Origin of the sequence: Actinomyces urogenitalis (genome assembly GCF_002861525.1) — a bacterium.
GTDB classification, from domain to species: Bacteria; Actinomycetota; Actinomycetes; order Actinomycetales; family Actinomycetaceae; genus Actinomyces; species Actinomyces urogenitalis.
Window position 1 is genome coordinate 463,911 of the sequence record NZ_PKHA01000001.1, and the last position, 18,408, is coordinate 482,318.

General features: G+C 68.3%; 16 protein-coding genes. 4 read left to right on the forward strand and 12 right to left on the reverse strand.

The annotated features are described in order from the left end of the window. Positions 1 to 8 precede the first annotated feature (8 nt). The 3 genes from CYJ26_RS01970 to CYJ26_RS01980 form a co-directional block, all read right to left on the reverse strand. Positions 9 to 947, reverse strand: coding sequence for a carbohydrate ABC transporter permease (locus tag CYJ26_RS01970; RefSeq protein ID WP_197055195.1), 939 nt, complete (start codon positions 945 to 947; stop codon positions 9 to 11). Next, positions 931 to 1,821 (reverse strand): carbohydrate ABC transporter permease, encoded by an 891-nt coding sequence (locus CYJ26_RS01975; RefSeq protein ID WP_006549510.1) that lies wholly within the window; start codon positions 1,819 to 1,821, stop codon positions 931 to 933. The genes CYJ26_RS01970 and CYJ26_RS01975 overlap by 17 nt, the downstream gene beginning before the upstream one ends. 139 nt (positions 1,822 to 1,960) lie before the next feature. Beyond that, the gene (locus tag CYJ26_RS01980; RefSeq protein WP_101637837.1) at positions 1,961 to 3,229 is read right to left on the reverse strand and encodes an ABC transporter substrate-binding protein; all 1,269 of its coding nucleotides are present in this window, start codon (positions 3,227 to 3,229) and stop codon (positions 1,961 to 1,963) included. A 264-nt stretch (positions 3,230 to 3,493) separates the two neighbouring features. Between CYJ26_RS01980 and CYJ26_RS01985 the strand changes: the two genes are divergently transcribed. After that, on the forward strand, positions 3,494 to 4,216 hold the full coding sequence (locus tag CYJ26_RS01985; protein WP_034234739.1) for a GntR family transcriptional regulator: 723 nt from the start codon (positions 3,494 to 3,496) through the stop codon (positions 4,214 to 4,216). Between the two features lies 1 nt (position 4,217). Then, on the forward strand, positions 4,218 to 5,705 hold the full coding sequence (locus CYJ26_RS01990) for a DUF4127 family protein (protein WP_180950815.1): 1,488 nt from the start codon (positions 4,218 to 4,220) through the stop codon (positions 5,703 to 5,705). A 100-nt stretch (positions 5,706 to 5,805) separates the two neighbouring features. On the opposite strand, the gene CYJ26_RS01995 is transcribed toward CYJ26_RS01990, so the two are convergent. The 9 genes from CYJ26_RS01995 to CYJ26_RS02035 form a co-directional block, all read right to left on the reverse strand. Further along, positions 5,806 to 6,465 (reverse strand): GNAT family N-acetyltransferase, encoded by a 660-nt coding sequence (locus tag CYJ26_RS01995; RefSeq protein WP_034234737.1) that lies wholly within the window; start codon positions 6,463 to 6,465, stop codon positions 5,806 to 5,808. Between the two features lie 13 nt (positions 6,466 to 6,478). Then, entirely contained in the window at positions 6,479 to 9,451 is a 2,973-nt protein-coding gene (locus CYJ26_RS02000; protein ID WP_101637839.1) for a leucine--tRNA ligase, read from the reverse strand. Between the two features lie 84 nt (positions 9,452 to 9,535). Beyond that, entirely contained in the window at positions 9,536 to 10,033 is a 498-nt protein-coding gene (locus CYJ26_RS02005; protein WP_006549504.1) for an HIT family protein, read from the reverse strand. Between the two features lie 34 nt (positions 10,034 to 10,067). Further along, positions 10,068 to 10,802 carry a metal-dependent transcriptional regulator gene (locus tag CYJ26_RS02010; RefSeq protein ID WP_006549503.1) on the reverse strand — a complete coding sequence of 245 codons (735 nt, stop codon included), beginning with the start codon at positions 10,800 to 10,802 and terminating at the stop codon, positions 10,068 to 10,070. Next, positions 10,799 to 11,536: a vitamin K epoxide reductase family protein gene (locus CYJ26_RS02015; RefSeq protein ID WP_034234733.1), complete on the reverse strand. Its 738-nt coding sequence runs from the start codon at positions 11,534 to 11,536 to the stop codon at positions 10,799 to 10,801. The genes CYJ26_RS02010 and CYJ26_RS02015 overlap by 4 nt, the downstream gene beginning before the upstream one ends. An 86-nt stretch (positions 11,537 to 11,622) precedes the next feature. After that, a complete protein-coding gene (locus tag CYJ26_RS02020; protein ID WP_006549501.1) occupies positions 11,623 to 13,539 on the reverse strand; it encodes a metallophosphoesterase family protein in 1,917 nt (638 codons plus the stop codon). 7 nt (positions 13,540 to 13,546) lie between these two features. Continuing rightward, a complete protein-coding gene (locus CYJ26_RS02025; protein WP_006549500.1) occupies positions 13,547 to 14,404 on the reverse strand; it encodes an HAD-IIB family hydrolase in 858 nt (285 codons plus the stop codon). A 97-nt stretch (positions 14,405 to 14,501) separates the two neighbouring features. Then, complete coding sequence (locus CYJ26_RS02030; RefSeq protein WP_006549499.1) at positions 14,502 to 14,675, reverse strand: methionine/alanine import family NSS transporter small subunit; 174 nt, start codon at positions 14,673 to 14,675, stop codon at positions 14,502 to 14,504. 1 nt (position 14,676) lies between these two features. After that, positions 14,677 to 16,251: a sodium-dependent transporter gene (locus CYJ26_RS02035; RefSeq protein WP_006549498.1), complete on the reverse strand. Its 1,575-nt coding sequence runs from the start codon at positions 16,249 to 16,251 to the stop codon at positions 14,677 to 14,679. A gap of 313 nt (positions 16,252 to 16,564) precedes the next feature. Here CYJ26_RS02035 and deoD point away from each other — a divergent pair, with 313 nt between their 5' ends. Both deoD and CYJ26_RS02045 read left to right on the forward strand, forming a co-directional pair. Then, positions 16,565 to 17,281, forward strand: a complete 717-nt coding sequence (gene deoD, locus CYJ26_RS02040; protein WP_024035863.1) for a purine-nucleoside phosphorylase — start codon at positions 16,565 to 16,567, stop codon at positions 17,279 to 17,281. A 48-nt stretch (positions 17,282 to 17,329) separates the two neighbouring features. Further along, entirely contained in the window at positions 17,330 to 18,379 is a 1,050-nt protein-coding gene (locus CYJ26_RS02045) for an NAD(P)-dependent alcohol dehydrogenase (protein WP_006549496.1), read from the forward strand. The last annotated feature ends 29 nt before the right edge of the window (positions 18,380 to 18,408 follow it).

An 18,408-nucleotide genomic window follows, 5' to 3' on the forward strand; every position in this document is an offset into this window, starting at 1 on the left:
GGGCCTCCTCAGGCCTTGACCGCGCCGGCGACGGCGTTGATGTAGTTCTTCTGGAAGATGATGAAGATGATGAGCACCGGGATGATCGAGATGACCGTGCCGGCGGCGATGTAGCCGAACTTGTAGTTAAAGGAACCGTTGAGGTACTGCAGCGCCGCGGCCAGCGGGTACTTGGCTGGGTCCTGCAGGACGATGACCGGCCACAGGAACTCGTTCCAGCGCCCGATGAAGTCGAAGATCACCACCGTGGAGATGGCCGGCAAGATCGAGGGGATCATGATCTTGCGCCAGATGAGCAGCTCCGAGGCACCGTCGATGCGGGCGGCCTCGATGAGGTCTCGCGGCACGCCCAGGTAGGCCTGGCGCAGCAGCACGATGGAGAAGACCTTGAGGGAGCCGGGCAGGATGACGCCGACCAGGGTGTTGAGCAGGTGCAGCTTGGACAGGGTGAGGTAGTTGATGACCATGCCCGCGGCTGCCGGGATGATCATGGCCGCAATGAGCAGGACCATGATGACGTCGCGGCCCGGGAAGCGCATGCAGGCCAGCGGGTAGGCGCACAGGGAGGCCAGCACCACGTCGATGACGATCGAGCCGACCGTGATGACCACCGTGTTGCCGAGGTAGGCCGGGATGTTGAGGAACTCCCACACGCCCACGAAGTTGGCTACCGTCAGCTGGCTGATCTTGATCGAGGGGTCGTAGATGTTCTGCCCGCTCTTGAAGGCGGTGATGGTCATCCACAGGAAGGGGCCGGCCGCAATGACGGCCACGGCCAGCAACGCCACGTACTTCAGCGTCATGGTGGCGCTGCGGCGCGCCACCACCTTCGCCGGGCGACGACGGCGAGGCACGCCGGCGCGCTGGCCTCGCCTGAGGGCGCGGCGGGAGCGAGCGGCTGACGGCGAGGAGGCGGGCGCGGACATGGTCTCAGCGGGCGTTGTCATAGGTCATTCCCCCGTTCCTCTTGCCGTAGACGAAGACGACGACGGACAGCAGGCCCGTGATGACGGCCTGGACCAGTCCCAGGGTCGCCGAGTAGCCGAACTCGAAGTCCTTGAAAGCCCGGATGTAGGAGTAGTAGTTGATCACCATGGTGGAGTTGTTGGGTCCGCCCTGGGTCATGACGAAGATCGGGTCGAAGATCGCCACGGCCGAGATGACGGAGTTCAGGGAGCAGAACCAGATGTAGGGCTTGAGCATCGGGACCTTGATGCGGAAGAAGACCTGCAGGGCATTCGCGCCGTCGGTCCGGGCAGCCTCCTCGATCTCGGCGGGGATGGACTGCAGTCCCGCCAGGTAGAGCATCATGTAGTAGCCCAGCCCCTGCCACAGGGTGATGAACATGATGCAGATCATCGCGGTCTTGGAGGAGTTGACGAAGCCCAGCGGCTGGTTGGCAAGGCCCCACTCCATCAGCCAGGTGTTGATGATGCCGTGGGAGTCGAACAGGAAGGACCAGATGATGGAGACCGCCACCATCGAGGTGATGACGGGGACGTAGAACAGGGTCCGGAAGAAGACGATGCCCTTCAGCTTCTGATTGACCAGGCTCGCCAGCGCGATCGAGCACAGCTGGATGACCGGGACCACGGCCACGAAGGTGATGGTGTTGACGATCGCGATGTGGAAGGTGCCGTCTGACAGCGCGCGACGGAAGTTGTCCAGGCCGATGAACTCCACGTCCCCGATCATCGAGTAGTCGTAGAAGACCAGGGGGATGGATCCTGCGATGGGCAGGAACACGAAGAGCACGAGCATGACGAGAGCCGGTGCCATGAACAGGTAGGCAAGGATCGTCGTCCTGGTTCGGAGTTTCATCACAGTGCTTTCAGCGTGAGAGTGGGGTTCAGGGGCTGGGTGGGCGGCGCGGTCCGGGCCAGCTTGGCCCGGACCGCCGGCTCAGGACCGGCAGTGAGCGGTCCGCGGCCGCCAGCCGTCCACCGGTGAACAGGCTGGCTCATCCCTGTTTCAGCAGTGCGTCAACGGCCTCCTGAGCGCTGGCCAGGGACTCCTTGACGTCGTCGCCGTTGATGACGGCCGCCTCGTAGGCCTTGTTGACCTCGTCAGCGATGGTGGACTGGCCCTCCACTCCCAGAGAGAAGTCCGCGCTGGTCTTGGAGGCCTCAGCGCACATGGCCGAGGCCTGACCCTCGATCGTGGAGGTGTCCGAGGTGAAGTAGGGGTCCTGCGAGGCCTTGACCGTGGAGGGGAAGATCCCCGCCTCCTTGGCAAAGCTGAGCTGGTTGTCATCACCGGTGATGAACATGGCGAACTTGGCCGCAGCCTCCTGCTGGGAGGACTTGGAGGGGATGACCAGGTTCATCAGCGGGTTGCGCGAGACGCCTGCGGTGCCCTTGAGCGGCATGGCGATGCCGATCTGCTCGTAGACGTCCGGGGCCTCGTCCTTGATGCGTGCCACCGAGGCCGAGGAGGAGTTGATGATGGCCAACTGGCCGGTCTCAAAGAGCTTGAGCTCGGTGTCCCACTGCCCCCAGTCGGTCTTGGGCAGGTCATCCTTGTCCGTGAGCTCCTTGAAGCTGGAGAGCAGCTTGTCAGCAGTATCGGTGGCGAAGGTGGCCTTGGTCTTGTCCTCGCTCAGGATCGCCACGTCCTCCTCGGAGAAGAGGTTGAACAGCGTGGGCGGGTTAAACAGGTAGGCACCGGTGGCCGCCTTCATGGTCGGGGCCATCTGGAGGGCCTCGGTGTAGGTGGTGGGCTGGCTGGTCAGCCCTGCCTTCTCGAACAGGGACTTGTTGTAGATCATGATGTTCGGCGCGGCGTACCAGGGGAAGGCGTAGACGGCGTCCCCCAGCTTGGCCGAGTCCCACAGGCTCTCGATGTAGACGGCCTGCTCCTCGCTGGTGGTCAGCTTGGCGATGTCAGCCAGGGCCTTCTTGCCAGCCATCGTCAGGGCGAACTCGGTGTTGAGGTTGACCACGTCCGGGGCGGTGCCGCCGGCCGAGGCGGTGATGAGCTTCTCCTCGATGGAGTCATAGGGCAGGTCCGTCCAGTTGACCTTGACCCCGGGGTTGGCCTCCTCATAGGCCTTGATAAGGCCGTTGAAGTAGTCGGTGAAGGTGGGCTGGAGCGCGATGGTCCAGAACTCCAGCGTGCCCGAGCCCTCACCCTTGCCGCTGCCGTCGTTGCCGCCGCCGCAGGCTGCGGTGCCGGCCAGGGCCATGGTGAGCGCGGCAGCCTCCAGGAAGCGCCTCCTTGCGATGTCCATCCCGTGCTCCTTCCGTGAGACGCGCGCTGGCCGCTGAGACCCGTCAGGGCTCTCTCGCCATCGAGAAAGATGACCAACCCGCAATTGGGATACACCAGCAAATTAAGAGGGACTCCCTTAACTGTCCACCCACTTCATATATGACTCAAGTCACATTCATACTTATCCGCTTGTTTTTGCCACATGTTGGCCTCATCCTTCTTTCAAGAGGTGTACACACGAGGCACCCCACCACACAGTCAGAGCACACTGGAGTACTCCACATTGGCGACTGATTCACCACCTACCGGTCCGCAGGCCCTGCGTGAGGCCCTCATCGAGCTCGTCACCCACGAGCTCGCCGACGGTGCGCGCCTGCCCTCCGAGCGCGAGCTCGCCACCACCTACGGCGTCAACCGGCTCACCGTGCGCCGGGCTATCGACGCCCTGGTCACCGAAGGCCTGGTCCGCCGTCGTCAGGGCGCGGGCAGCTTCGTCTCACGCGCCTCGCGCTCACGCAGCCTCATCACTTCCTCCTTCACCGGGGAGGCACGCGCCCGCGGCCTCCAGCCGGGCAACGCGCAGGTCTCCATCTCCACCGTCAGTGCCGACGCCCGCATGTCCACCTTCCTGGAGGTCCCTCCGGGCACGGAGCTGCGCACGATCATGCGCCTGCGCACCATCGCCCGCGCCCCGATCGCCATTGACCAGACCTGGATCCGCCGCGACCTCGTGGAGGACCTGACCAGCCTGGACCGTGACGCCTCCCTGCTGGAGACCCTGCTCAGCCGCTACGAGCTGCCCATCGACCAGATCGACGAGACCGTCTCCGCCTCCGTCCTGGACCGGCGCTCGGCCCAGATGCTGCGGACCCTGGCGATGATGCCGGCCCTGCTGGTGGCCAAGACGATGCGCAGCCATGACGGCACCCCGATCGCCTACTGCGAGACGCTTCTGCGCGGCGACCGGTACAAGTACCACAACACCATCACGAGGAAGGGCAACTGAGATGCACATTGTCGTCATCCCGCTCGACGAGCGCCCGGTCAACACCCAGATCCCGGCGCTCGTCGCCTCCATCGGAGGAGCCTCGATCAGCCTGCCGCCCACCGCGGCGCTCCCCCGCTTCCGCACCCCCGCGGACCTCGACGAGCTGGCCGGATGGGTACGCGAGCAGTCCCAGGACTACGAGGGGGCGAGCCTGGTGGCCTGCATAGACACCCTCGTCTTCGGCGGCATCATCCCCGCCCGTATCACCGACGACTCCGTCAGCCAGGCGCTGGGACGCCTCGACCTGCTGCGCACGCTCAAGGCTGGCGACCCGGGCCTGAGGATCATCGCCACCTCGCTGGTCATGCGTGCCTCGGACTCCTACTCCAACCAGGAGGAGCCCACCTACTGGTCCGACTACGGACGTGAGCTCCACGCCCTGGGTGCGGACCTGCACCGCAGCCTGGAGCTCGACATCCGTGACGAGCTTGCCGGGCCGCCCTCCCCTTCGCCGGTGCCCGCGCAGGTGCGGGAGGACTATGAGGGACGCCGCCTGCGCAACCACATGGTCAACCTCGCTACGCTGGACCTGGTCCACGAGGGCGTGGTCTCCTCCCTGGCCGTCACTGCTGACGACACTGCCTACTACTCCGCAGGATCCGCCGAGCAGTACTGGATCGGCCACTGGCGCCGGGCGCTGCCCTCCCTGAGGAACATGCTCATGTACCCCGGTGCTGACGAGGTCGGCGCCACCATGACGGCCCGCGCGCTCGTCGCCGGGGCCCACCAGCCCGCCATCGCTGTCCACTGCGCGGACGAGGAGGGCATGCTGCGCATTCCCAGCTACGAGAACGTCCCGCTGTCCATCTCGGTGGAGGCCCAGATCCGCGCCTGTGACGCCCTGCCCTCCAGCGGTGACGACGCCGATATCCACCTCGTCGTCCACGCCCCGGGCCCGGTCAACGACGACTGGTGGGGATCCACGCCCGAGCCTGAGCCGGAGGCCGCCGCGCTGACCGCAAGCCTCGTGCGCGAGCTGCTGGCCTCGGGCAAGCGCGTGGCCCTGGCGGACGTGCGCTACACCAACGGTGCCGATCCGGTGTTGGTGGAGGACCTGCTGGCAGACGGCACCTTCTGGTCCCTGTCCGCCTACGGCGGGTGGAACACGGCCGGTAACACAATCGGCGCGGTGCTGGCGACGGCAGTGGCCGAGTACGTGGGCAGCGAGCGCGGGGAGCTGTGCGAGCGTGCCCGCGACATCGCCCTGTGGACCCGGCTCCTGGACGACTACCTCTACCAGACCCGGATCCGCACGGAGTACTACCGCTCCACCGGAGGCCAGACGGCCGTCATTGAGGACGCCTCGGCCCTGGCAGGCCTCGAGGCCGAGGTGGCCGAGCAGATGAGAGCATTCATCGCCACCCACCCGCAGGCGCCCCAGGTGGAGCTGGTCAGCGCCCGACTGCCCTGGCAGCGCCCCTTCGAGGTGGCCGTCACCCTGCGCTAAGGGCCTGCCGGGCGTCGCTTGAGCTCCTGGACCGTCGATATCCCCCGCTACCCGCGAGGGATCCGACTGTTCAGGAGCTGAAGCGATGACCCTGGGGGCGTCAGTCCTGGCGCAACGAGCGCGCCATCGTCACCCCGCCGTCATCCTGCCCGATACGCTGGAGGCCGATCGCCTCGTAGAAGGCGATGGCGCCGGTGTTGTCCGCCCCCACACCCAGGTGCAGGCCCGCGGCTCCACGCTCGCGGGCGTGGTCGATCCAGGCCTCCACCAGCCGCCGCCCCCATCCCTGGCGCCGCACCGGCTCCAGCAGGTCGATGTGCAGGTGGGCGGGGTAGCGCCCGAGCCAGGGTGCCGGCTCAGGCGCGGGCGCGCGCAGCAGCCTGAGGTAGCTGCGGTCGGTCGGCGTCAGGCTCTCCGGATCCTCCCCCGCCGCAGCCAGACCCAGCTCCTCCAGGCGCGCCGGGGCGTACTCACCGGTGAACCACTGGCGAAAGGCCAGTGTGTCCAGGGTGCCGACGACGTAGCCCAGCGCCCGCCCGCGGCCCTGGCCCGCCCCGGCTTCGGCCTCGTCCCCGCTCCCGGAGGCGAGGACGAAGCAGCTGGCAGGATCGTGGAGCAGGTACGGATCGGCGTAGACCGCACCGACCAGCTCGGGCCGGCTCATCTGGGGGGTGATGTCCCGGCCGTAGGCAGCCGTGCGGACGCAGATCTCGTTGAGCGCGGCCAGGTCGCTGGCCACAGCCGTCCTGAGGAAGGTCACGACTGTCCCAGGCTCACTCAGGCACGACCGAGACGAGCTTGGGAGCGCGCACGATGACCTTGCGCACGCCCTTGCCCTCCAGGGCACGCACGACGCCGGGAGCCGCCAGAGCAAGCTTCTCCAGCTCGGCCTCGCTGATGCCAGGGTCAACCTCGAGGCGGTCACGGACCTTGCCCTTGACCTGGACCACGCAGGTGACCTTCTCAGCCGCCAGCAGCGACTCGTCCTCAACCACCGGGAAGGCCTCGTGAGCCAGCGACTCCGTGTGGCCCAGGCGGTTCCAGATCTCCTCGGCGATGTGCGGGGCCACCGGCGCGGTCATGAGCGCCAGAGCCTCGACTGCCTCGCGCGGGACGGACTGCAGGCCCGTGAGGTGGTTGTTGAGGACGATGAGCTTGGCGATCGCGGTGTTCAGGCGCATGGCCTCGTAGTCCTCGCGCACGCCCACGATGGTCTTGGCCACCAGCCGACGCGTGGCCTCGTCCGCGGGAGCATCCACCACGGTGGTCTCGCCGGTGGACTCATCGACCACGTTGCGCCACAGGCGCTGCAGGAAGCGCTGGGCTCCTGCCACGGCGCGGGTGTCCCAGGGACGGTCCTGGTCCAGCGGCCCCATGGACATCTCGTAGACGCGGAAGGTGTCCGCGCCGTAGGCCTCGTACATGTCATCCGGGGTGACGATGTTCTTCAGGGACTTGCCCATCTTGCCGTACTCGCGGGTAACTGGCTCGCCCTTCCAGGTGAAGCCGGCGGTCTCATCACCCTCGACCTCGTCAGCCGGAACGTACTGGCCGCGGGAGTCCGTGTAGGCGTAGGCCTGGACGTAACCCTGGTTGAACAGCTTGTGGTAGGGCTCAGACGAGCTGACCACACCCAGGTCGAACAGGACCTTGTGCCAGAAGCGGGAGTAGAGCAGGTGGAGCACTGCGTGCTCCACGCCGCCGACGTACAGGTCCGTCCCACCGGAGGTGTTTCCGGTCTGCGGGCGCGGGCCCATCCAGTAGGCCTCGTTGGCCGGGGCGACCAGCTCGGCGTCGTCGGTAGGGTCGATATAGCGCATCTCGTACCAGCACGAGCCGGCCCACTGCGGCATCGTGTTGGTCTCGCGGCGGTAGGTCTTCGGACCCTCGCCCAGGTCCAGGGTGACGTTGACCCACTCCTCAGCCTTGCCCAGCGGGGGCTCCGGGGAGGAGGCGGCGTCGTCAGGGTCGTAGGAGCGCGGGGAGTAGTCGGTGACCTCGGGCAGCTCGACGGGCAGCATGGACTCAGGCAGGGCGTGGACGTGCCCGTCCTCGTCCCACACCACCGGGAAGGGCTCGCCCCAGTAGCGCTGGCGGGAGAAGAGCCAGTCACGCAGGCGGTAGGTCACCGCGCCGCGGCCGTAGCCCTTGTCCTCCAGCCAGGCGATCATGGCGGCCTTGGCCTCGTCCTTGGACTTGCCGTCCAGGCTGATCTCCTCGTTGGCCGAGTCCACGGCCACGCCGTCGCCGGTGTAGGCGGCCTCGGACAGGTCGATGCCGTGGGGGTCGTCAGCCGGCCCGATGGTCTGGACAAGGTCCAGGTCGTAGACGTGAGCGAAGGCGTAGTCGCGGTCGTCGTGGGCGGGCACCGCCATGATGGCGCCGGTGCCGTAGCCCATGAGGACGTAGTCGGCCACGAAGACCGGCACGCGCTTGCCGTTGACAGGGTTGACGCCCCACAGGCCGGTGAAGACGCCGGTCTTGGTACGGCCCTCGTCCGTGCGCTCGGCCTCGGTGGCCGCGGCGGCGTAGGCGCGGTAGGCGGCCACCGCCTCGCGCGGGGTGGCGTGCCCGGCCTTCCAGGCCTCGCGGGTGCCCTCGGGCCAGGAGACCGGCACGGTCAGGGCGGCGGCGTCCTCGGCCTGGCTGGCGCCCAGCAGGCCGCCCAGCAGCGGGTGCTCGGGGGCCACCACCATGAAGGTAGCGCCGAAGAGCGTGTCAGGACGGGTGGTGTACACGGTGAGCTCAGCGGCGGGCTGCTGCGTGGCGCCGCCTGCGGAGCCGGCCGTCTCAGCCAGGCCCTCGACGGCGAAGGTGACGTTGGCACCCTCGGAGCGGCCGATCCAGTTGCGCTGCATGGACTTGACCTTCTCGGGCCAGTCCACGGTGTCCAGGTCCTCGGCCAGGCGGTCACCGTAGGCGGTGATGCGCATCATCCACTGGCGCAGGTTGCGCTTGAAGACGGGGTAGTTGCCACGCTCGGAACGGCCCTCGCTGGTGACCTCCTCGTTGGCCAGCACCGTGCCCAGGCCGGGGCACCAGTTGACCGGGGCGGAGGAGACGTAGGCCAGGCGGAAGGAGTCGACGACGTCGGCCCGCTCCCCTGCGGTCAGGTCCTCCCAGCTGCGCCCGCCAGGCACCTCGACCTCGCCGGAGGCGAGCTTAGCCTCCAGCTCGCTCACCGGGCGGGCGGCGCCCAGGCCGCGCCCGTCGCGGCGCGGGGCGGTGGGGTCAAACCAGGAGTTGAAGATCTGCAGGAAGATCCACTGGGTCCAGCGCACGTAGTCCACGTCGATCGTGGCCAGGGAGCGGCGCGGATCGTGGGACAGGCCCAGCCGACGCAGCTGACGGCGCATGTTGGCGATGTTGGCCTCGGTGGAGATGCGCGGGTGCTGCCCGGTCTGGACGGCGTACTGCTCGGCGGGCAGGCCGAAGGCGTCGTAGCCCATGGTGTACAGGACGTTCTTGCCCGTCATGCGGGTAAAGCGCGCCACGACGTCGGTGGCGATGTAGCCCAGCGGGTGGCCCACGTGCAGCCCCTTACCGGAGGGGTAGGGGAACATGTCGAGCAGGAAGAACTTCTCCTTGGAGGCGGCCGGGCCTGCCAGGGCTCCCACGGGGTTGTCGGCGTTGAAGGTGCCGCGTTCCTCCCAGCGGTCCTGCCAGGCAGACTCGATAGTGTCAGCCAGCTTCGCGGTGTAGCGGAAGGGCGTCGCGTTCTCAGGTGCCTGCACGTTGTCCGTCATGTGGACCAGCCTATCGCCCCAGGTGCCGGGCCTCGGCGGCTGTCCGCCGCTCGGTCAGGCGAGAGTGGTCACGTCCGAGGCTGGTCAGGCCAGTGCCGGCGATCCCATCTGCGCAGGTACAAAGGCGCCCCAGCCGTCCTCACGCAGGCCCGCCCGCAAGAGCTCCATGGCCTGATCCAGCGCGGCGCCGTCGGCCTGACGAGCACGAGAGGGAGCGATATCCGCCGCCTCGTGCAGCGGCAGGACGTGGATGTGCAGGTGCGCGACGTCCATCCCGACCACGGCGATCCCGGGACGCACAGCCTTAAAGACCCGCACCTGGGTGGCAGCGATCCGCCTGGCGACCACGGCGAGGTGAGCGATCGTGGCGTCGTCGGCGTCGATGTAGGACTCCACCTGCTCGCGAGGCACCACCAGCACGTGGCCGGGGGTCTGGGGCTCGATCGTGGCGAAGGCGACGCAGACCTCGTCCGCCCACGCGAAGCGGCCGGGGATCTGGCCGGCGATGATGCGGGTGAAGACCGACGGCTCAGCGGGAGGCTCAGCAGGGCTCGGGGCAGCAGTGGTGGTCTGGTCGCTCATGGGCCCAAGCCTAGCCACCTGACCGGGCCCGGGCTCAGGCCACCACCCACAGGCTCCCGGCAGGCAGGACAACCTCCTGCTGACCGGCGCCCTGACGTGCCAGGGCGGCGCGCACCGTCGTCGTGCGCCGGGCCCGCCCCGAGCCGGAGGAGGCACTGCCCCGCGTCACCACGGTGACCGGGACATCGAGTCCGATCCCCGCCTGCGAGAGCTCGCGCAGGACGACGGCGTCGTCACGGATCCGTCCCACAACGACGGTGCGCCCCACGGCCACCGTCTCCACCGCGCGCAGGGCGGGGACCACCACCCGCCCGTCCTGAGTGGGGATGGGGTCTCCATGCGGGTCACGCACCGGGTGGTCCAGCGCCCGGTCGAGAGCCTCCAGGAGGCGCTGCGAGCAGGCGTGCTCCAGGTCCTCCGCCTCAGCGTGGACCTCGTCCCACTCAAAGCCCAGGCGCTCCACGAGATAGGTCTCCAGCAGCCGGTGACGACGCACGATGCTCATCGCCCGCTCCCGCCCGGCCTGGGTCAGGGTCACCGCCCGGTAGGGCTCGTGCTCCAGCAGCCCGGCCTCAACCAGCCGGGCCACGTTCTCCGAGGCGGTCGAGGGCGCCACACCCATACGCCGGGCGAGCCCGGTCACCGAGGCCCCCGCCCCGCCCCACTCGCAGGCCGCCCACACGGCCTTGAGATAGTCCTGGGTGACGGCCGAGTCCTCCCCGCCGGTCCCCTGGTCCGCGCCACCTGACCGCTTGCTGCGCTCGCTCATCGCAGCAGCGCCACCCATCCGTCCCAGAAGGCGATCAGGATGATCGCCACGACGATGACGTACATGGCACCGGCAATCCACCACCGCGCCTGCCAGACCCGACGCGCCGCCGCCTCGGGCAGGCCCAGGTGCCCGCGCAAGGCGGCCTCGCCCCAGGTCGCGGCCGCCGTCGGGATCGTCACCGCCCAGATCACCATGCAGAAGGGGCACAGCTTGCCGAAGGCAAGGACCGAGACTCCCAGGAACCAGGCCACGAAGACGATCGCGCCGACCGTCCCCGCCACCATGCCCCACCACATCCACCGTGGCAGCCGCACGCCTGAGGCCAGCAGCAGGCCCAGTGCCAGCAGGATGGCAAAGGCCATGGCGCCGATGAAGGAGTTCGGCACGCCCAGCAGGTTGCCCTGCCACACGTTGAAGGTGTCACCGCAGGAGACCAAGGGGTTGATGTCACAGGTGAGATCAGCCAGCGGCTCGCGGATGATCCTCAGCTCGCTGACTATCAGCTCCCAGCTGGCCGCGATGCCGATGAGGGAGGCCACCACCAGCAGGAGGGCGTAGGAACGCGAGGAACCAGTGGCACGCCGCCAGGCCGGGACCGCCTCAGCCTCCTCTGCCCGCTCCAGGCCGCCGGGAGTCGCCTGGCCGTCCTCCGCCCGGACCGAAGCAAGGTAAGCCTGCAGCTCGTCCTCGCTCATCGCGTCGATCTCTGCCTCGGTCGGTATGCGAGCCATCGCGGTCCTCCTGGCTCCATGGTCTGCGGCGCCGAGCGGCGCGCGCCCCATTGTGCCCTACCTGCCTGGAGGGTCCAGGTGACGGTTCAGTCCCCGGAGACGATCTCCAGGGCCGCTTGGGACGCGCCCTGCCAGCTCGTCCCCACCGGTGGAACCTCATTCCAGGCGCCCACCGTCACCGAGGCGTCGGTGTGGATAGTCACCGCGCGCCAGCCCAGGAGGCGCCCCTCCTCATCGAAGGCGAGCACATGCAGGTAGGCGTCGGACTTGAGCTTGCCCACCGAGGTCCCGCCCAGTCCCGCACCGGCACGCAGCTGGGCCACCGGCCCCTGCGCGCCCTCGGACACACTCATGCCGTACTCCTGGTGGGAGTGCCCGGCGACCAGCAGCGGGGCGCAGCCGGAGGAGATGAGAGGCGAGAAGGTGTAGGGCTGGTGGATGAGGACCAGGTCGACGTCGCTGCCCGGCTCACAGCTCACCTCGGCCAGGCGCTGGCCGATCTGCTCGGAGTTCTCCTGCCCACGCTGGTAGTTGCGGCCGGCAGGGGTGCGGTTGGCGTCGACGTCGCCCAGCACCCGTAGCCCGCCGACCTCCTGAACCGTGCCGTCGGTCACCGTCCAGCCGCGCGAGCGCAGCTGCTGCCCGGTTTCGTCAGAGTCGTGGTTGCCGATTGTGGCCACACGCGCCACGCCGCGCGGGACGGCCGAGGTCAACGCGTCCACGCACAGCTGCTCGGGGTTGGAGCCAGTCATGGTCAGGTCACCGTCATCAAGGTGTACCTGTGCCCCGGCCAGACGGTCGAGCTGGCCGGCCAGGGTGATCATGTCGAGGTTGCAGTGCAGATCGGTGGACAGCACCGCCGTCGTCGCGACGTGCTCACGCACGGCCAGACCACCGGTGACCAGGGGTGCCTGGGTCGCCTGCGCGGTCGCAGTCTCCTGCGCCTTCCCGCCGGTGAGCTCGGAGGCACCCGGCTGCGGGCTCGGCAGATCGTCAAGCTGCTTGGCCACCAGCGCGTCAGCCTGGGCGCGCAAGGCCTGCGTGTCCACGGCCGCGTCAGCGACCGTGACGTCGACCAGCCCGTCGACCTCCTGCGAGGCCTGCCAGGCCGCCGTCATATTGGCACCGGCCTTGGCGTAGAAGGCCTCGTTGTCGTCAATGACCTCACGTACCTTGGGCCCGTAGGCCTGGACAACGTCCGCCAGGCGCCCGGACAGGCGCGCGCCCTCCAGCGGCGTACCCGCCAGGACGGACAGGGTGGTGCCGGTCGAGGTGTGCGTGCCCAGCGCAGGTACCAGCAGGGCCAGGACCGTGCCGACGGCGGTGACGGCCGCCAGACCCGTGGCCATGCCGTGGCGCATGGAGGCCAGCAGCGAGTCCCGCAGGCGTCCTGAGGTCGCCAGGCGCCCCACAGCCACCAGGCACAGGACCAGGGAGGCCACCAGTCCGGCTCGGCGGACGGCGTCGGCCAGCAGGGCCCGCAGTCCCGCCTTGACCGTGAGGTCCGGGTGAGAGACGAGTGAGACGTAGGACGAGGCGTCGGTGGACAGGGTCTGGCCCAGCGTCGAGGCGTCGACCTGGGTGCTCGTGCTCTCGGCGGGAATCTCGCCGAGGACCACCTCGACGCCGATGACTCCGGCCGGTGAGTCCAGCGAGGCCTGCCCCAAGGGGCCTAGGTCCAGGGTGATCTGGGAGTCCAGGGTGGTGGACCACCGGGCCGTGTGGGGACCGATCGGCGAGCTGGCACTGGCCGTGACCAGGCCGATCGCCACAGAGAGGACGGCGGTGACCGCCAGCAGCACGAGGGTGCGCGTGACCTTGCGGAAGGCGACCGTGCGCGAGGACCACCAGCGCCGTCGAGCCTGGTGCGCCCTGGCCAGCGGACGGGTCAGCGTGTGCACCGCTGCCCGGGCCCTGGCGCGGCGATCCTGGTGGGCCCCGGTCGACTGTGAGGCTGGCTGCTGGGAGCTGGGCTCGGCGTCGGAGCGAAGCGTGGAGGTCACCGTAGCCTCAGGCCTCCTGCGTGCTCAGGCGCTGGGCGGCCAGGCGAGCGGCCAGCTCGGTGACGAAGGTGACCGTGTCCTGCCAGCCACCCACGGCGTGGCAGGCCACGCCCAGGGCCTTGACCGGGTAGTCGTTGCCGTCCGGGTCGAGCCGGTCGCCCACGAAGAGCATGTCATCCAGGCTGATCCCCGTGACCTCGGTGAGCCGGCGCATGCCATAGGCCTTGTCCACACCCTTGAGCGTGATGTCGACGCTGGTGGAGCCTCCTGAGCGCACCTCCAGCTCGGACAAGTAGGGGGCGACGGCGTCGCGCAACATCGCCTTCTTCTCCCCCGTCGGGTCCCAGGCGCGCTTGGCGTCGATCGGGGCCTCCTGGCCCAGTGCCGAGAAGGTGATCTGGCTGCCGCGATCCTCCAGGACCGGCCCCCAGGTCTCCTCCTCCCACAGCCCCAGGCGGCGGGCCTCACGCTCAACGACGGCGAAGCCCTCCTCGATCTGGGCAGGGCTGAGGTCGTTGGAGTAGACCAGCGTCCAGTCGTCCTCGGTGTCGCCGGTAGCAGCCGGGGCGTGGGTGTAGTAGCGGGTGCCGCAGGTCGGCATGAGGTGGAGGCGGGAAAGCTCCTCGCTCGTGGCGCCCAGGTGAGCCAGGACCTGGTCGCGGAACTGCTTGATCTGGCCGCCGGAGATGATGCAGACCTGGGCCTGGTCCAGCAGCAGGCGCAGCGCCACCGCCATCGGCTCCGGCATCGCGGTCTTGGAGGGGGCCAGCGTGTCATCCAGGTCGAAGGCGACCAGGGCGGGCAGCTGCGTGGCGTCGTCGGCCTCGACGGCCGCGGCGGTGCTCTCAGGCGTCGTCTCGCTCATGGCCGCATTGTGACGCACGGGCCCGCCACCAGGAAAACCGGTGGCGGGCCCGTGTCGGCGCGTTGCCCAGGGGCTCAGCAGCAGGTGGGCAGCGTCCTCAGGACTGTGGAGCGCCTTCACACAGGTGGGCGTGGGCGCGGGCGAAGGCTGCCGCGCGCTCCTCGTCCTCCTCGCGCTGGCCGCGTACCAGGAGCGCGGTGACCGAGACGGCCAGACCGCCCCACAGGACGACGATGGCGATGAGCATGAGGATGATCGCGGGTGCGTGCATGTCACTTCACCCCCTCAAGAACGTCCAAATCAGCCGGGGTGAAGTCGTCCACCGGAGTACGCCAGGGAACAGCCGTGAGCACGACCGTGCCCACCGCGACCACAAAGAGCATGCCCCAGCCGAAGACCGCCTCGAAGCTGCGGGCGTAGGCGTAGCCCTCAGTAGCGTAGGACCACACGGTCTGGACGAACATGACGCCGAGCAGCACCGGGATGACGACGGCGACCAGCAGACGCCACCAGCCGCGCACCAGGCGGGTCTCGGAGACGAGGTTGAGGTGGCGCTGGAGGACCTTGAGACGGCGCAGGACCAGTCCCAGACCCACGCAGACGATGAGGGCCGAGGCTACCACGCCGATGTTGTTGATGAAGGCGTCCACGACGTCGAGGTCGTACAGGCCCGAGGAGGTGCCGAACAGGACGAAGGAGAGCACCGCGGAGGGGATGCCCGTCACGAGCGTCGCCTTGAGGGTGGGCCAGCCGAACTTCTCAGCCACGCCGGCGCTGACCAGCTGAATGATCGAGATGAAGGAGGTCAGTCCCGCCATGGCGAAGGAGCCGAAGAACAGGACCCCGAACAGCGGGCCGCCGGGCATCTCGGAGATGACGGTCGGGAAGGTGACGAAGGACAGGGCAACCCCTGAGATGCCCTCCAGATCGGCCACGCCCACGCCCTCGGAGTGCGCCATGAAGCCCAGGGTGGAGAAGACGCCGATGCCGGCCAGCAGCTCGAAGGAGGAGTTGGCGAAGGCCGCCACCAGTCCCGTGCCCACCAGGTTGGAGCGCGGACGCAGGTAGGAGGCGTAGGTGAGCATGATGCCGAAGCCCACGGACAGGGAGAAGAAGATCTGGCCGAAGGCAGCCATCCACACGCGGTGGTCCCCCAGCGCCGACCAGTTGGGGGTGAACAGCTCGTTGAGCCCCTCGGTGGCGCCGGGCAGCAGCAGGGCGCGGACCACCAGCACCATGAACATGACCACCAGCAGCGGCAGGAAGATCTTGTTCGCCTTCTCCACCCCCCTGCTCACGCCGCGAGCGATGGTGAACAGGCCAAAGACCCACACGAGCAGCAGCGGGATGACGACGCCGAGGACCGGCTGGGCGGAGTAGCTGGGGCTACCAGAGTCGGGCAGCTCGCTCAGGCCGATGTAGGAGTTGAAGAACCCGCCGGCGTCACTCCCCCAGGCCGTGTTGAGGGAGAAGAGCATGTAGCGCAGCGACCAGGCCACGATGACCGCGTAGTAGGTCATGATGACGAAGCAGATCATGACGTGGAACCAGCCCAGCCACTCAAAGCGCTTGGAGATGCGACGCAGCGCGGTGGGTGAGGATCCCCGGTAGCGGTGGCCGGTGGCGTAGTCGAGCAGGAGGATCGGGATACCCGCCGCCAGGAGAGCCACGATGTAGGGAACCATGAAGGCGCCGCCGCCGTTGGTGTAGGCGACGCCTGGGAAGCGCCAGATGTTTCCGAGCCCCACCGCTGAGCCGATGGCAGCCATGAGGAAGCCGAGCTGGCCGCTCCACTGCTCACGCTCGACGCCGGCGACCGGCGATGGAGAAGAGGAGGTGGCGGACATGGGTGGTTGACCTTCCTGAAGGAGGGGATCCTGCCGTAGGACCATGCCTGCGGTCCTCGTACAGGCCGGGCAACGGTGTGCCCGGGGCGGGAACTCAGGAACGCTAACGCCGACCGGCGACCGAGCAGAGACTGTCCCACATAGTGGAATCGCGGGCCGTGCGACCGCACGTCCTCCATCGACGCAGCTCGTCAGGCGCTGCTCGCTCGAGCGCTGCACGCCTGTGGGAGACTGGGACCGTCGCAGACCCGGGGCACACTTCCCTGAGCCCTGCCGCGGCCCCTGACCCACTGCACCGCCACAAGGAGACACCATGGCCACTCCTCATATCAACGCCGAGCCCACCGACTTCGCTCCCGCTGTGCTCATGCCTGGCGACCCCAGGCGCGCCCAGCGCATCGCCGAGTCGGTCCTGGAGTCTCCCCGCCTGGTCAATGACGTGCGAGGCATGCTTGGCTTCACCGGGACCTACCAGGGCAAGCCGCTGAGCGTCATGGGATCAGGCATGGGCCAGCCCTCCTTCTCCATCTACGCCACCGAGCTGTTCAGCCAGTTCGGCGTCGAGCGCATCATCCGCGTAGGCACTGCCGGCGGTATCGGCGAGGACGTCAAGGTTGGCGACGTCGTCATCGCCACTGGGGCCCACACTGACTCCGCTATGAACCAGCTGCGCATCCCCGGGGTCAGCTTCTCCGCCGTCGCCGACTTCCGCCTGGCCATGGCCGCCTACCAGGCCGGGGTCGAGGCCGGGCTGGGCGATCGCCTGCACGCCGGCACGATCATCTCCCGCGACCACTTCTACTTCACGCCTGAAGGCCAGACGGACAGGCTCGCCCACTACGGAACACTGTGCGTGGAGATGGAGGCGGCGGCCTTGTACGGCGTGGCCGCCGAGTTCGGCAAGCAGGCACTGGCCGTGCTCACGATCTCCGACCATCTGCTGGACCACTCCGCGGACATGGACGCCTCCGAGCGCGAGACCCGCTTCCAGGACTCACTGCAGCTAGCCCTGGCCGCAGCGCTCAGCTAAGCCATACGCTCTGTTCACGATCTCTACCGTCCGTCTCAAGGAGCCCTCATGCCCCAGGTCTATGCCTACGCCTGCGAGGACGAGCGCAGCATCTTCCACCGCACCACCATCGAGCTGCGCGAGCCCGCGGACAACGAGATCTACTTCGAGATCAAGTACGCCGGCATCTGCCACTCGGACATCCACACCGCCCGCGGCGAGTGGGGACCAGCCACCTACCCGCTGGTACCCGGCCATGAGCTGGTCGGCGTCGTGACCAAGGTCGGCAGCGCCGTCACCAGGTTCCAGGTGGGAGACAAGGTGGGCGTGGGCTGCATGTTCGCCTCTTGCAAGGACTGCGAGTACTGCCGTGCCGGCGAGGAGCAGTTCTGCAACAACCCTCACGCCTACTTCACCTACGGCCGCGATGCCCAGGGCAACCCCACCACCGGCGGCTACGCCCAGGGATTCACGGTGCGTGAGGACTTCGCCTGCCGCATCCCTGACTCCATCCCCTTCGAGACCTCCGCTCCCCTGCTGTGTGCCGGTATCACCACCTACTCCCCGCTCAAGCGCTGGGGCGCTGGTCCGGGCAAGAAGGTCGCCGTGCTCGGCATGGGCGGACTGGGGCACATGGGTGTGCAGATCGCTGCCGCCATGGGCGCCGAGGTGCACGTCATCTCCCACTCGCGCTCCAAGGAGGCTGACGGCCTGCGCCTGGGCGCCTCGTACTACCACGCCTCCAGCGAGGAGGGTGCCCTGGAGGCCCTGGCCTCGACCTTCGACGTCATCCTGTGCACGGTCAGCGCCTCGGACCTGGACTACACGGCCTATATCCGGGCGCTCAAGCCCTACGGCGTCTTCGTGGACGTCGGTCTGCCCGAGGTGCCGGCCAGCATCAGCCTCAGCGCCCTGGTGGGCGGCAACAAGATCCTGGCGGGCTCCAACATCGGCGGGATCGCTGAGACCCAGGAGATGCTGGACTTCTGCGCCGAGCACGGCATCCACCCGGTGGTGGAGATGATCGGTGGTGAGGACATCACCGAGGCCTACAACAAGGTCACCGCCTCTCAGGTCCGCTACCGCTACGTCATCGACACCGAGACCTTCAACGACTGAGCCCGAGGACGGCGGCGTCGTCACGTCCG